Consider the following 11,970-nt stretch of genomic DNA (forward strand, 5'->3'; position numbering starts at 1 on the left):
TGTGATCCAGTCGATTAGCTGCGCGTCAGCTGCAGATATTTTTCTAAGTCGCTGTTCGCAAGCACTTCACAAAGCCCATCAGTCAGTGTGACCAGCCCCGATTCGTCTTCGCTGTCAAAGCGATTGTATGTCACGCTGTCGATGTCCAGCACGCCAACCACCGTGCCATTCACTTTCAGAGGAATCACAATCTCAGCATTGCTGGCAGCGTCACAGGCAATGTGGCCCGGGAAGGCATGCACATCGTCAACGCGTTGCACTTTTTCTTCTGCCAGCGCCGTGCCACACACACCTTTACCGACCGGAATGCGCACACAGGCAATTTTGCCCTGGAAAGGACCCAGAACCAGCGTATCGGCTTCCGTCAGCAGGTAGAAACCCGCCCAGTTCACGCCATCGAGACGTTCATACAGCAGCGCGCTGAAGTTTCCCATCGCGGCGAGGAACGCCGTTTCTCCCGCCAGTAAGGCGCGCATATCGCGATTCAAATCGGCGTAAAAGGCAGTTTTGTTCATTATCCAACCGTTACCAATGACATCTGTACAGGAGATACAGACCGTTCGTTAAAAATAAGTTTTAAATATCCAGAGCCACAAGGTGAATCATAGCGTTAGTTGCTATACCCTTAGCATTCTGTGGATCGAAGCGTGATGCCCGAGACAGGCACACAGACAATGTCTTAATGACCGATATCTGTTACTTCTGAAGAGCGAAGATTGCATCACCCTATGAAAATTCACGCTATCAGCCAGACATTGCCTCACGCACGTTATCAGCGTTGCCCGCAATGCGATACCCTTTTTTCCTTACCGGATGTGAAATCGCATCAGTCGGCTTATTGCCCGCGCTGTAACGCCGAGATTCTCAGTGGTCGGGACTGGTCAATGACTCGCCTTATGGCGATGGCCGCCACCATGATGGTATTGATGCCCTTTGCATTCTCATTGCCGCTGGTGGATATCCGGCTGCTTGGCATGCGCATCAATGCCAGCGTGCTGGAAGGCGTGATCCAGATGACCCAGCAGGGTGATGTACTGACCGCCTCAATGGTGGCGTTCTGCACCATCGGCGCACCGGTGACGCTGGTGGCTGGCATCTGTTATCTCGGCATTGGTCATCAGCTTGGTATGAACCTGCGACCGGTGCTGCTGATGCTGGAGAAGCTGAAAGAGTGGGTCATGCTCGATATCTATCTGATCGGCATCGCCGTGGCGTCGATTAAAGTGCAGGACTATGCGTCGCTGGAGATCGGTTACGGGCTGGCAGCTTACATTGCCCTGACGGTACTGAGCGTGCTCACGATGATCCACCTGAATATTGAGCAGCTGTGGGAGCATTTCTACCCGCAACGTCCCGGCAATATGGCCCGCAACGAGATGCAGGTCTGTCTGAACTGTCACAACACGGGCGTAGCCGATGAACGGGGCCGCTGCCCGCGCTGCCATACGCCGCTCGACTTCCGGCGCCGTCACAGCCTTCAGAAATCCTGGGCCGCACTGATCGCCTCGATTGTGCTGCTGATTCCTGCGAACCTGATGCCCATTTCCGTGGTTTATCTGAATGGTTCACGGCGTGAAGACACGATCTTTTCCGGCATCCTGGGGCTGGCTGAAGGCAACATTCCGGTGGCAGCAATTGTTTTTATCGCCAGTATTTTAGTGCCCTTTATCAAGGTGCTGGTGATGCTGACGCTGTTGCTCAGTATTCATTTTCGCTGTGAACAGGGGCTGAGAACCCGCATACGGTTATTGCGCTTTGTCACCTGGGTTGGCCGCTGGTCAATGCTCGATCTGTTTGTCATTTCGTTAACCATGTCGCTGGTCAACCGTGATCAGCTGCTGGCTTTTACCATGGGACCGGCGGCGCTGTTTTTTGGCGCGGCCGTCATCCTGACCATTATGTCTGTTGAGTGGCTGGACAGCCGCCTGCTCTGGGATGCACATGCAACAGGAAACGCCGACTACACCGACTAACGCCACGCTGCGCAATAAGCGTAAAATTTCGCCTTTCTGGCTGCTGCCGATCATTGCGATGCTCATCGCAGGCTGGCTGCTTTGGGCTAACTATCAGGAGCGCGGCACCACCATCACCATCAATTTCCAGACGGCGGATGGTATCGTGCCGGGCCGCACACCGATCCGGTATCAGGGTGTGGAAGTGGGCACCGTGCAGGGCATTAATCTCAGCGACGATTATCGCCGCATTCAGATTAAAGCCAGCATCAAAAGCGATATGCGCGACGCGCTGCGTGAAGACACGCAGTTCTGGCTGGTGACGCCTAAAGCCTCACTGGCAGGTGTGTCGGGGCTGGATGCGCTGGTCGGCGGTAACTATATCGGGATGATGCCAGGCAAAGGTAAACCCAGCGAGGCGTTTACCGCGCTGGATACTCAGCCTAAATATCGCGTGAATACCGGCGAACTGATGATTCATCTGCATGCGCCGGATCTTGGCTCGCTCAATACCGGCTCGCTGGTCTATTACCGCAAAATTCCGGTTGGCCGTGTTTATGACTACAGCATTGATAATAAGGCTGATGGTGTGGCAATTGATGTACTGATTGACCGTCGCTTTATCAATCTGGTGAAGACCAACAGCCGCTTCTGGAACGTGTCGGGCGTCAATGCTGACGTCAGCCTGAGCGGCGCTAAAGTCCAGCTTGAGAGCCTGGCAGCGCTGGTGAATGGTGCAATTGCGTTTGACTCCCCTCAGGGTTCGGAAACCGCCAAAGCGGAGCAGAATTACCGGCTCTATCCCGATCTGGCACACAGTCAGCGTGGCGTTCAGATCACACTGGACCTGCCTGACGGAAAAAATCTTAAGGCAGACAGCACTCCGCTGATGTATCAGGGCCTGGAGGTCGGCACACTGACCAAACTGAACCTGCTGGATGGCGGCAAAGTCACCGGCGAGCTGACCATCGATCCTTCCGTGGTGGGTCTGATGCGCAGCGGCACCCGCATTGAGATGCACAGCCCGAAAATCAGCCTGACCGATACCAGCCTCAGCTCCCTGCTGACCGGCAACACGCTGGAACTGGTGCCTGGCGAAGGCGAGCCGCAACAGCACTTCACCGTGCTGCCATCCAGCGAGACCCTGCTGCAGAAACCTAACGTGCTGACGGTCAAACTCAGTGCACCGGAGAGTTATGGTATCGACCAGGGCCAGCCGCTGATGCTGCACGGTATGCAGATTGGCCAGGTGATATCACGTTCGCTGGATGAAAATGGCGTTAACTTCGTGGTGGCGGTTAATCCTGAAAATCGCGATCTGGTGCATGGCGACAGCAAATTTATCGTTAACAGCCGGCTTGATGTGAAGTTTGGCCTTGATGGCATGCAGGTGTTAGGCGCCAGCGCCCGTGAGTGGGTGGATGGCGGTATCCGGCTGGATCCGGGCAAAAAGGGTGAGCCGAAAAGTGCCTATCCGCTGTTCGCTGATGCTGAAAAAGCGGAAGAAGGCATCACGGGTGATGGCCCTTCTACAACGCTGACGCTGACCGCCAACAGTCTGCCCGACGTGCAGGCCGGTTCTGTCGTGCTTTATCGCAAGTATCAGGTGGGTGAAATTGTCAAAGTCACACCGCGCGCGGATGCCTTTGATATTGCGGTCCATATCCAGCCGGAATATCGCAAGCTACTGACCAGCGAGAGCGTGTTCTGGGCTGAGGGCGGCGCACGTGTGAGCCTTAACGGCAGCGGCCTGACGGTGCAGGCATCGCCGCTTAACCGTGCGCTGAAAGGCGCAATCAGCTTCGACAATATGAGTGGTGCGCAGTCGGCCAAAGGGGCAAAACGCGTGCTCTATCCGTCTGAGACGGCGGCACGCGCGGTGGGCAGTCAGATTACGCTGCACACCTACGACGCCAGTAAGCTCTCGGCCGGTATGCCGATTCGTTATCTGGGAATTAATGTCGGCCAGGTAGAGTCACTGTCGCTGAGCAAAGATAACAACCAGGTCGTAGCGAAAGCGGTGCTCTATCCGGAGTATGTGAATGATTTCGCCCGTCTCGGCAGCCGTTTCTCCGTGGTTTCACCGGAGATTTCCGCCACCGGAGTGAATCATCTGGAAACCCTGTTGCAGCCTTACGTTAACGTGGATCCAGGCAAAGGCGGTGCGGTGCGCACCTTCGAGCTGCAGGAGAGCACGATCACCGATTCACGTTACCTGAATGGCCTGAACATTTATGTTGATGCCACGGAGGCAGGCTCGCTGTCGCTGGGCACGCCGGTGCTGTTCCGCGGTGTCGAAGTGGGTACGGTGACCGGCACCTCGCTGGGTACGATGGCAGATCGCGTGCAGATCGCCCTGCGCATCAGTAAGAAGTACCAGCATCTGGTGCGTAATAACTCGGTGTTCTGGCAGGCGTCCGGTTACAACCTCGACTTCGGCCTGGTGGGCGGCGTGGTGAAAACCGGTACCTTCCAGCAGTTTATTCGGGGTGGCATTCAGTTTGCGACGCCGCCGACGGTGCCGCTGGCACCGCAGGCGAATCCGGATAAACACTTCCTGCTGCAGGATGAAGCGCCGAAAGAGTGGCGTAACTGGGGAACGGCGATTCCGTCTCCGCGTTAATTGAGTCTGAACGGGCCGCTTCTTTCAGACGGCTCAAAACGTAAAGCGATGGGAGTATACGCCTGTAGCAAAGCATCGCGGCCCAGGGATGGGCCGCGCTGAGCATGCCAGGGATGCCCGGCCCTCGCCATCTCTGGCGCGGGACGCTTTCCTCTTCTGCCCGTGTTCCCTGCGCGTTGAGTTTATCCGTTGCGGTCAGATTCACCCTGATTTGGATTTGTCAGCAGCCTCAAACGGGCAGCAAGGCTACCCGTTTCCTTTCCGCATGATACACTGCCGCCTTTGCCTTAACTGGAATGTGCCCGTGTCCGAAGCTTCTTCGTTTTTCCCCGCCGATTTTCTCTCGTTAATGCGTCAGAGCCTGCCCGATGAGGGGAGCTTCGCGCAATTTATTGCGTACAGTCAGCAACCCCTGCGCCGCAGTATTCGCGTCAATACCCTGAAGATAAGCGTGGCCGATTTCCTGAGCCAGACTGCAGGTTATGGCTGGCAGCTGACGCCCGTGCCGTGGTGCGAAGAGGGATTCTGGATCAGCCGGGAAGATGAGAGCCTGCCGCTGGGCAGCGTCGCTGAGCACCTCAGCGGCCTGTTCTACATTCAGGAAGCCAGCTCCATGCTGCCGGTAACCGCCCTGTTTGACGCTCAGCCAGAGGTCAGCGCGGTGATGGATATGGCGGCGGCGCCGGGTTCTAAAACCACCCAGATCGCTGCGCGGATGGGCAATCAGGGCGTTATCCTGGCAAACGAATTCTCATCCAGCCGGGTAAAAGTGCTGCACGCCAACATCAGCCGCTGCGGCGTCAGCAACAGTGCCTTAACGCACTTTGACGCGCGGGTATTTGGCCCAGCATTGCCGGAACAGTTCGACGCCATCCTGCTCGACGCGCCCTGCTCCGGCGAAGGGGTGATTCGCAAAGATGCTGACGCGCTGAAAAACTGGTCGCTGGCCAGCACAGAAGAGATCGCCGATACTCAGCGCGATCTGCTCGACAGCGCCTTTCACGCACTCAAAGCGGGCGGCACGCTGGTTTACTCGACCTGTACCCTGAACCAGATTGAGAATCAGCAGGTGATTGACTGGCTGTTGCAGCGCTACCCGGATGCAGTTGAGGTCGTGCCGCTGGAGGGGCTGTTTAGCGGTGCCGAAAAGGCCGCGACGCCAGAAGGTTATCTGCATGTCTTCCCGCAGATGTTCGACAGCGAAGGTTTCTTCGTGGCCCGTCTGCGTAAAACCGCATCGGTCGAGCCCCTTCCAGTGCCAGGTTATAAAGTCGGTAAGCTGCCCTTCTCTCACCTTAGCCGCAAACTGGAAAGTGAGATCGCGCAGGCCGCCGCGGCCGTCTCTATAAGATGGGATGACTCACTGGAGCTGTGGCAGCGTGATAAAGAGATCTGGCTATTCCCTAAAGCCGTCACCCCGCTGCTTGGCAAAGTGCGGTTTTCACGCATTGGCCTGAAGCTGGCAGAAACCTTTGCTAAAGGCTATCGCTGGCAACATGAAGCGGTCATCGCGCTGGCGCAACCTGATACAACGCAGTCTTTCGAGCTGACGGCGGCAGAGGCGGAAGAGTGGTATCGCGGCCGGGATATCTATCCGGAAACCGCACCCGCAAACAACGAGATGATTGTGACGTATCAGCACCAGCCGCTGGGGCTGGCAAAGAAAGTCGGTACCCGCATCAAAAACAGCTACCCACGTGAACTGGTTCGCGACGGACGCCTGTTCCGGTAACTCACTTGAGTCGCAGCAGGGTCAGATGATTGCCAAACACTGCACCGGTATCGATATAGTGCAGATTGGCAATCGTCAGCGATTGTTTTAGTGGCGTGTGCCCAAAGTAAAAGGCGTCCGCGCCACGGATGCCTGCCTGTTCACCTGACTCAATACCCTCCAGCCGCTGACGGCTCCAGACCACCTGTTGCCAGTCGAGTGGCTTATTGAGCGCGTATTCCTGAGCAGGATAATCCGCATGAGCAATGACAATAATGCGCTCGCCGAGTTGCAGATGAAGGATCAGCGGCAGCTCGCGGCAGCGGCGCAGCGCGTGACGTGCCGCGATCAGCGCCGCGCCACGCAAACGAAAAAACCAGTCTCCCCCGTTCATCTGCCAGAGCGCCATCTCCTGGCCCTGCAACGCCGACAGCGCCATCTCCTCATGATTTCCCCGTACGCAGCGAAACCAGGGTTCCTGCAGCAGCGCCAGACAACCCAGACTGTCCGGCCCGCGATCGATAATGTCGCCAACCGAAATCAGTAAGTCCTGCTGCGGATCAAACTTATGCTGCTCCAGCAATAGATCCAGTTCGCGACGGCAACCATGCAGATCGCCAACGACCCAGATCCGCCGCCACTTCGCGCCATTCAGGACGTGGTAACACATCGCTGCCCCCGCCTCTCTGCTGAAAATATCCCCAAAGTATAGTCAGAGCTCAACCTGAACCGGCATGGGGAAAAAGAAAGCAGAGTGCAAAGGAAGCAGGCAGAGAGTGTAAGGCTATTGGGGAAAGAGAAATAATGGTGGTCAAGAAGTGCGTCCCTTCCGGCGCTTATCTCCGGCACTCAGTTAAGGTGGTAGCTCTGTAATGGACGTAATTTATGATAACGACATCAGAGACGACAGGCTATTCTGTCCGAAACATTTTCGTTGTCATTTGAGATCAACTGCGCAGTTTAGCCGGGTATTTTTGCAACTTCTCTGCCGGACGCACCGGACGGCGCACCAGTTCGCCGCTGCAGTTGGGACAAATATGCGCGAGATGTTCATCGCAGTCAGCGCAGAATGTGCATTCAAACGAGCAGATGCGAGCCGCCAGAGAGGATGGCGGAAGATCAACATCGCAGCGTTCACAGTTGGGGCGAAGTTCCAGCATGGTGTATCTCCTGAAGAAGCGTATCCGTCAGCATCGCGGTTACTGGCCTGAATGTCGAGCCAGTAAACGGACAGGTGCGCGCCAGATCCGGACATCCTGCTTAAACCGTACAGACAGCGGCGAGCGTCGCAATGCCATGCGGGCGCTATTTATGTTGCTGATTCTCAGGGATATCATCCGTCAAATTTTCTTCGACCCTCGTGTCTTCGTCACTTTCGCGTTCATCTTCCGGCTCCTGACCGCCCATTGACGCATGAATCACCTCCTCTTCCAGCGTTGGGATCAGCGCAGCACCCAGTGGCGAGGTCGCCAGACTGTCAGGCATCACCACGTGCGGCAGCGGCACTTCGGTCGTCGGAAGCGGGCCAGGCGCTCGGACAAAGCTCAGTCCGCCGATCACCAGCGCGCAGAGCATAAAGAAGAGATAGAGCATATTGCTGCCGAGCGGCTCCATCAGCGCGCCCACCACCAGCGGCCCGATACTGGCGCCGATACCAAACGCCATCAGCAGACAGGCGGTTAACGAGACACGACGCTCGGGGGCAACCTGATCGTTGGCCAGCGCCACCTGCAACGGATAGAGCGCAAACTGCATCATGCTGGCAGCAAAGGCGATGCCGATCATCCAGTGGAAGGTCAGGTGCGGCAACACCACCAGCGGCACACAGGCTACGGCAAACAGGATGGCAATGATAAACAGCAGTCGCTGACGATCGAAGCGGTCAGAAAGCCAGCTCAGCGGAAATTGCGATACCAGACCGGCAAAAATCGTCAGACTCATAAAATAGCCGGTCTGGCTGGTAGTAAATCCCTTACTGCTGCCGTAGACCGGTGCCAGGCCGTAGAACGCGCCAATGGCCATACCGGTCACCAGTGTGGTGCCGAGAAGTTTGGGGATAGTGCGGATAAAATAGCCCAGCTCCATCGGCGCAGGTGTCATCGGCCTGACGTGAGTGCGGGTCGTCAGGGCAATTGGTACCAGACAGAGTGCGAAACAGAGTGCCACAATCAGCAGGGTGCTGACGCCAAAGCCCGTTTGCAGGCTCAGTATCACCTGTCCGCCACTGAGTCCAAGATAGGTGGCGACCATGTATAAGCCGAAAATCATGCCGCGCTGGGATGATTCCGCCTGATCGTTAAGCCAGCTCTCCAGCACCATGTACTGACACATCATGCAGAGCCCGATAATCAGACGCAGAAAGACCCACAGCGGAATAAAGTCGGTGAGCCCGTGACCAACCACAGACGCGGTAATGATCCCGGCACAGGCCACGTAGGCGCGTATATGGCCAACGCGGGCTATCAGGTTGTGCCCCACTTTGCCGCCGATCACCAGTCCGATGTAGTTGGCCGCAATGATTGAGCCAATCAGCGCGCCGTTGACATGCTCGCTGGCCAGCCGTAATGAGACATAGGTGGTCAGCAAACCGGAACCGAGCAGCATCAGCAACGTGGTCGTGTAAAGCGGCAGAAACGTACTGAATATTTTTCCCATCATGACTCCCTGTCTGTGCTTTTCTGGCATCAGGCCAGAAAGCCCTAAAGATAGTCGATTTCGTCAGGTGAAGACGGTTAGTTCAGGACGACGGTAGCGAAAAAAAAGCCCGCCAGCAATTGCTCACTGACGGGCCCTGTTCAGACGCTCGGGAAGCTGATGTTGCTGCCCGGTGCTTCACGGTTGAGATGGATGAAGTTCAGGTGTCGCTCATACTGATCCAGTATGTCGATGATCACCTGCTCTTTGCTGTAATCCATCAAGTCGTTGCCCTGACTGCCCTCCATCAGGAAGGTTTCCAGGCGGTAGTAGGTCGACTTACCGCTCCGGGCGCGATAGGTAAAGCCCGGGATCGAATATTGCTGCGGCCAGACCTGATAGACAAAGTCCTGCTCTTCGCCCAGATGAACGCGCAGATCCAGATAGCCAATCGGGTTAGCCTCATCAGCCTCAACGCTTTCCAGCGTGACGCGGCCATCACGCAACTCCAGCTCCTTCGCCACCTCCTGCATCGCCGGATAAATGGTCTTTTCCATCATCTGCTGGGTGTAGCGCGAGCCAGGATAGTTCATCAGACGCGACAGGCGTTTCTTCCAGGTCAGACGATCGGTGGCATGCGCCAGATAAGGCGCAGTGTCGCGCGTGGCGCTGGCCCGACGGTGGTCTTCAATCTTCAGAGATTTAAACAGCCCGGCCATCACAAAGAAGATAACAAAGCTGAACGGCAGCCCCATGATCACCGTGGTGTTCTGCAAGGCAGTGATACCGTTGGTCATCAGCATGCTCAGGGTCAGTACCCCAATCGCCACAGACCAGAAGATGCGCAGCCAGTTCGGTGCATCGCTATTGATGTCTTTCAGGCGTGAGGTGAAGTTACCCAGTACCAGCGAACCGGAATCCGCCGAGGTCACATAGAACAGCATACCGGTGATGGTGGCGATCGATGCGCTGAGTTTAAACGCCGGATATTGCGCCAGCAGGCTATAGAAGCCGCGTTCTGCATGGTTCATCACTTCCTGCGCAAACTCGGTATTGCCATGAATGATCTGATATAGCGCGGCATTACCGAACACAGAGAGCCACAGCAGCGTAAAGGTGAAAGGAATAATCAGCGTGCCCAGTACGAATTCACGGATGGTACGACCGCGTGAGATACGTGCCAGGAACAGGCCGACAAATGGCGACCAGGCCACCCACCACGCCCAGAAGAAGAGCGTCCAGCTGTTCATCCATTGGGTCGGACGATCAAAGGCAAAGGTATTAAGCGTCATGCCCATAAAGCGGTTGATGTAATCGCCGACGTTCAGTACCAGCGCATTCAGCAGGAACTCGGTGTTGCCAAAGAACAACACAAACAGAATCAGCCCCAGAGCCATGATCACGTTGAGCTCAGAGAGAAAACGAATTCCTTTATCGACGCCTGATGTGACAGAGATTGTAGCGATCACGACGGAAAGGACTATCAGCGCAGCCTGTGCGGTAAGGCCTTCCGGAATATCAAACAGCACTTTCAGGCCGTAGTTCAGCTGTACGACCCCTATCCCTAATGTAGTGGCGATACCAAAAATGGTGCCGACCACGGCTGCGATATCCACCGTGTGACCAATCGGGCCATAGATGCGTTTACCAAAAATAGGATAGAGCGCCGAACGGATAGTCAGTGGCAGATTATAACGATAGCTGAAGTAGCCCAGTGCGATGCCCATCAGTGCATACATCGACCAGCCGGTCAGTCCGTAGTGGAACAGCGTCCAGACCATCGCCTGACGGGCCGCTTCAAGGGTCTGCCCTGCGCCCTCCGGTGGCTGCATGTACTGCGTCACCGGTTCAGCGACCGAGAAGAACATCAGGTCGATGCCGATCCCGGCGGCAAACAGCATGGCAGACCAGCTGAGCACGCTGAACTCGGGTTTGGAGTGCTCAGGCCCGAGCTTGATCGAGCCAAAGCGTGAGCAGGCCATGTAGAGCACAAACACGATATAGAGCGTGGCAGCCAGCATGTAGTACCAGCCAAAGGTGGCGGAGACCCAGTTTACCGCCTTGAGGATCCAGCTCGCGGCCAGTTCACTGTAGAGAATCGTCACAAGTGAAAACGTCAGAATCAATCCGGCAGAGGTATAAAATACAACGGGATTGAGTCTGTCTTTTTCACCGGCAGGTGGATTATTCATCGATTACCTCTGGTTAATGTCCTGAAAATACGCAATGGATACGTTGTGCCGCCCCCGGACTACGGGCCGTGCGGCTATGTTTCTATCTGTGACTTCCTGTTAGAGCGTGCAGCAAACCAGCCTATTTTAGCACTCATTGCCGTTTCGCTTTTGCTACATTTTAAGAACAGCATCCTAACAAAGTTTCTTTTTATATTGAACGTGCAATCAAAAAAAGTTTAAATAGGGGCTCGATTTGAGGGTGGAGCTGGAGCAATGCCAAAGGTAGGGATGCAGCCGATACGACGTCGGCAACTGATTGATGCGACCCTGAGCACGATTAATGAAGTAGGGATTAATGATGCCACTATCGCCCAGATCGCCCGTCGGGCGGGTGTGTCCACCGGCATCATCAGTCACTATTTCAAAGATAAGAACGGTTTGCTGGAAGCAACAATGCGTGATGTCACGCGCCAGCTCCGTGAGGCAGTACTGTCGCGGTTACAACCGCTTCGCGATGCACCGGCAGAAGAGCGCCTGCGTGCCATCGTTGACGGGAATTTTGATGAAACTCAGGTGCACACGGCAGTGATGAAAGCCTGGCTCGACTTCTGGTCGAGCAGCATGCATCAACCCCAGCTCAACCGCCTGGAGCGGGTCAGCAGCAGGCGACTCTACTCTACGCTGGTGGTCGAGTTCCAGCGTGAACTGCCACTGGAAAAGGCACGACTGGCCGCACATGGTCTGGCCGCCCTGATAGATGGTCTCTGGCTCCGCGCCGCGCTGAGTGGAAAGCCCTTCAGCCCGGTCATCGCCCGTACACTGACCACCCAATTCATCCGTCAGCAACTGGCTGGCGAGCACGAATAACGGAAGGAG

At 55.9% G+C, this 11,970-nt stretch carries 9 protein-coding genes; 4 read left to right on the top strand and 5 right to left on the bottom strand.

Translation table 11 applies throughout. The annotated features are described in order from the left end of the window. Nucleotides 1–14 precede the first annotated feature (14 nt). Complete coding sequence (locus H7K52_RS06530) at nt 15–515, bottom strand: GAF domain-containing protein (protein ID WP_003852675.1); 501 nt, start codon at nt 513–515, stop codon at nt 15–17. Nucleotides 516–728: 213 nt separating this feature from the next. Between H7K52_RS06530 and yebS the strand changes: the two genes are divergently transcribed. The 3 genes from yebS to rsmF all read left to right on the top strand — a co-directional run bounded on the left by yebS (nt 729) and on the right by rsmF (nt 6,307). Next, complete coding sequence (yebS, locus tag H7K52_RS06535; protein ID WP_003852674.1) at nt 729–1,973, top strand: membrane integrity lipid transport subunit YebS; 1,245 nt, start codon at nt 729–731, stop codon at nt 1,971–1,973. Beyond that, nucleotides 1,942–4,575 (top strand): PqiB family protein, encoded by a 2,634-nt coding sequence (locus H7K52_RS06540; protein ID WP_003852673.1) that lies wholly within the window; start codon nt 1,942–1,944, stop codon nt 4,573–4,575. The genes yebS and H7K52_RS06540 overlap by 32 nt, the downstream gene beginning before the upstream one ends. 304 nt (nt 4,576–4,879) lie before the next feature. Continuing rightward, nucleotides 4,880–6,307, top strand: a complete 1,428-nt coding sequence (gene rsmF, locus H7K52_RS06545) for a 16S rRNA (cytosine(1407)-C(5))-methyltransferase RsmF (RefSeq protein ID WP_259400640.1) — start codon at nt 4,880–4,882, stop codon at nt 6,305–6,307. 1 nt (nt 6,308) lies between these two features. Here the strand turns inward: rsmF and H7K52_RS06550 are convergent, their stop codons facing one another. The 4 genes from H7K52_RS06550 to H7K52_RS06565 form a co-directional block, all read right to left on the bottom strand. Next, nucleotides 6,309–6,956 (bottom strand): metallophosphoesterase, encoded by a 648-nt coding sequence (locus tag H7K52_RS06550; RefSeq protein WP_003852671.1) that lies wholly within the window; start codon nt 6,954–6,956, stop codon nt 6,309–6,311. Between the two features lie 277 nt (nt 6,957–7,233). Then, a complete protein-coding gene (locus H7K52_RS06555; protein WP_003852670.1) occupies nt 7,234–7,446 on the bottom strand; it encodes a DUF1272 domain-containing protein in 213 nt (70 codons plus the stop codon). A gap of 145 nt (nt 7,447–7,591) precedes the next feature. Then, entirely contained in the window at nt 7,592–8,941 is a 1,350-nt protein-coding gene (locus H7K52_RS06560; RefSeq protein WP_078804473.1) for an MFS transporter, read from the bottom strand. A 140-nt stretch (nt 8,942–9,081) separates the two neighbouring features. Beyond that, nucleotides 9,082–11,112, bottom strand: a complete 2,031-nt coding sequence (locus H7K52_RS06565; RefSeq protein ID WP_003852668.1) for a choline transporter — start codon at nt 11,110–11,112, stop codon at nt 9,082–9,084. Nucleotides 11,113–11,367: 255 nt separating this feature from the next. Here H7K52_RS06565 and betI point away from each other — a divergent pair, with 255 nt between their 5' ends. After that, the gene (betI, locus tag H7K52_RS06570; protein ID WP_110411350.1) at nt 11,368–11,961 is read left to right on the top strand and encodes a transcriptional regulator BetI; all 594 of its coding nucleotides are present in this window, start codon (nt 11,368–11,370) and stop codon (nt 11,959–11,961) included. Nucleotides 11,962–11,970: the final 9 nt, after the last annotated feature.

The organism is Pantoea hericii (assembly GCF_014155795.1).
GTDB lineage: Bacteria > Pseudomonadota > Gammaproteobacteria > Enterobacterales > Enterobacteriaceae > Pantoea > Pantoea eucalypti.

Bases quoted from the DNA above. Each gene is read 5' to 3' on its own strand.
- H7K52_RS06530 (WP_003852675.1), bottom strand. From the start codon at position 515: ATGAACAAAACTGCCTTTTACGCCGATTTGAATCGCGATATGCGCGCC.
- yebS (WP_003852674.1), top strand. From the start codon at position 729: ATGAAAATTCACGCTATCAGCCAGACATTGCCTCACGCACGTTATCAG.
- H7K52_RS06540 (WP_003852673.1), top strand. From the start codon at position 1,942: ATGCAACAGGAAACGCCGACTACACCGACTAACGCCACGCTGCGCAAT.
- H7K52_RS06550 (WP_003852671.1), bottom strand. From the start codon at position 6,956: ATGTGTTACCACGTCCTGAATGGCGCGAAGTGGCGGCGGATCTGGGTC.
- H7K52_RS06555 (WP_003852670.1), bottom strand. From the start codon at position 7,446: ATGCTGGAACTTCGCCCCAACTGTGAACGCTGCGATGTTGATCTTCCG.
- H7K52_RS06560 (WP_078804473.1), bottom strand. From the start codon at position 8,941: ATGGGAAAAATATTCAGTACGTTTCTGCCGCTTTACACGACCACGTTG.
- H7K52_RS06565 (WP_003852668.1), bottom strand. From the start codon at position 11,112: ATGAATAATCCACCTGCCGGTGAAAAAGACAGACTCAATCCCGTTGTA.
- betI (WP_110411350.1), top strand. From the start codon at position 11,368: ATGCCAAAGGTAGGGATGCAGCCGATACGACGTCGGCAACTGATTGAT.